This is a genomic window from Hydrocoleum sp. CS-953, from assembly GCF_002260545.1.
Lineage (GTDB): Bacteria > Cyanobacteriota > Cyanobacteriia > Cyanobacteriales > Microcoleaceae > Trichodesmium.
Genome location: NZ_LGSU01000158.1, coordinates 1 through 2,304, shown reverse-complemented (window position 1 = coordinate 2,304; position 2,304 = coordinate 1). Strand labels below are relative to the sequence as shown.

General features: G+C 34.0%; 3 protein-coding genes. All 3 read left to right on the top strand.

What is annotated here, in order from left to right; genetic code table 11:
• Positions 1 to 351: 351 nt before the first annotated feature.
• The 3 genes from AFK68_RS44005 (at position 352) to AFK68_RS36120 (ending at position 2,237) form a co-directional block, all read left to right on the top strand.
• Positions 352 to 426, top strand: a complete 75-nt coding sequence (locus AFK68_RS44005; protein ID WP_371357185.1) for a type II toxin-antitoxin system PemK/MazF family toxin — start codon at positions 352 to 354, stop codon at positions 424 to 426.
• 294 nt (positions 427 to 720) lie between these two features.
• Positions 721 to 2,037 (top strand): hypothetical protein, encoded by a 1,317-nt coding sequence (locus AFK68_RS01220; protein ID WP_094670992.1) that lies wholly within the window; start codon positions 721 to 723, stop codon positions 2,035 to 2,037.
• Between the two features lie 59 nt (positions 2,038 to 2,096).
• Entirely contained in the window at positions 2,097 to 2,237 is a 141-nt protein-coding gene (locus AFK68_RS36120; RefSeq protein WP_168186274.1) for a hypothetical protein, read from the top strand.
• The last annotated feature ends 67 nt before the right edge of the window (positions 2,238 to 2,304 follow it).

Below are 2,304 nucleotides of genomic sequence, written 5' to 3'. Positions count from 1 at the left end.
AGGGAATAGGGAATAGGCAAAAAAACAATTATTTGTTATCAAGAAATTCACAACTAACTGATTGAGTATGAATAGTCACCTACTCCCTCTGTAGAGTTATTTCAATCCCTTGCCTTATTCAATCTTAAAGCTTGAATTCTGAAACTTTTTGCTTAATACTTATTTTACAAACAGTCTCTCATAGTGTATTTTTCAATTATTATTTCTCCCGAAAAAGCCTCTCCCAGACTTATTCATAACTTGTCTGTAATGTCTAAGTTTTATGTTAAGAAAGATGTTGATAAAGCATAGCTTTCTAAGGGGGGTTTGGGGGGATTAAACTCTTCTTTATATATTCCCCAGAAATGAGATATTGTCTGGATAAACTTTAATCCTCAATCTGGAAAAGAACAAGCTGGTCGTCGTCCTGCTTTAGTAGTTTCATAAAGTAGATATAACCGTCTTGTAGGATTAGCTTTAGTCTGCCAAATTACTACAAAATTCAAAGGATTTATGTTGGAAATACCAATTCCAGAAGGATTATAAATTTCAGGAGTTGTACTAGCATATCAAGTCAAATCTTTAGACTATAAAACACGGCAAGCAGAGTTTTTTTTCAAATCTCAGAAGAGATATTAATGCAAGTAATTATTGCCATAAATCGAATGATGAGAGAAGTTTAATTTAATCTCAATCAATTCATTCAATCCATTAATTTATTAGATTATTTACGAGGTAAAAATGTTAAATTTTGTCTTTCCTCCAGCAATTCAAGCAGGTATAGCTTCAGGTGCTTATGAAGTTGTTCGTAATGCAGCTACAGGTCAATTATTAGGTATTGCTAGAGATACGGCAACAGGTAGATTTGTCGGTCATGCTGTGGGTGCTGTAACTAATAACAATCCATTGTTTAGTTTGCTTGGTGCTAACCCCATTTTAGGAGGTGGTATTGGTATTGGACAAATGATTCAAACTCACCGAGGTTTTCAAGCTGTTTTAGGTAATTTGAATGTTATTCAATCAAGTCTTGGAGTATTACAAGCAACAACCGCTTTAATAGGAGTTGGAACAGTTACGTCAGTAGTATTATCGGCAGTAAATTTACATCAAACTTTGAAACTTAGGGAAGATGTCAAACAATTAAGGCTGGAAGTTAAAGATGGTTTTATTGACTTAAAAAATGCTCTGAGAAGTCAAGGCTTAGAAATTATTCAACGCTTAGATGAAGTAGCAGAAGATATTAAATTTGAACAACATCGTCTGGAATTTATTAAAGCTTATGGCAAATTTTTAGAAGCAACAAAACTAATGCAAACTTCTCTTTCAATAGCAGATAAAAATTCTAGAAATACAGAATTAGCCAACGCTCGACAAACTTTATCCGAAGCTGTAGCTATTTACAATAATCCCCATTTATTCTCAGAAACTTCCGCCCCCGGATACCTGCGCCGAGTCGAATGTAGTTGGGCAATAGAACAGGCAATTATATTAACTTATCAACTGCAAAATGAACCTAAAGCAGCGAGTAAGACTCTCTCCCATTTACAACATAAAATTTGCCAAGATTCTCTAACAGTTATTAACCGAATAAAAACAGAAGCTGAACTAGATTTTATCTTTCCAGAAATTACGAGAATTTATTATCACGACTTAGCAGCATTAAACCTGTGGCAAAATCAAATTGATTGGTCAATCTCTCTACCTCCATCCGAACTACAACTATTAGAAAGTGCAGATTTTCCAGAGTCAGAAATTATCGAAACTACCGATACAAACTCCTCCCTCACAGAAACACCAGAACAACAATTCTATGAAGACTTAAAACAAAAATCTTATCTCCTATCTTTGCAAGACCAAATATCATTTTTAATGAAACCAGAAAAGAGGAAACAATATGAGTCTTATATCAGTCAAGAGTCAGTTAAGGCAAATTACAAAACCCTGGGATTATCCAATTTACAAACCGCCTCAAATATGACCATTGCAAATCTTTATTATTATTTTAAAATTCGAGACGAATCAGAAACAAAAATAAGACAAAATATAGTAGCAGCATAGACATATTTCTAATAGTTCTTAGCTAAAATCAAAATTATAGAGCTTAGGAGAAAAAAACCATGTCAGACCTCGACCGTGGAATAATGAAATTTAAGGGAGCAGATACTCCCAGCGCGATCGCTATTTCTGCGATTATTATTTTAGGTGGTATAGTCTTTCTCCTTTTGTGGGGACTTAGTACCGCTTATACAGTTGGTTAATTAATACTAATCAAAAATTTCTAGAGGCGTTCCCGTGGAACGTCTCTAATTATTCTAGACATATAAT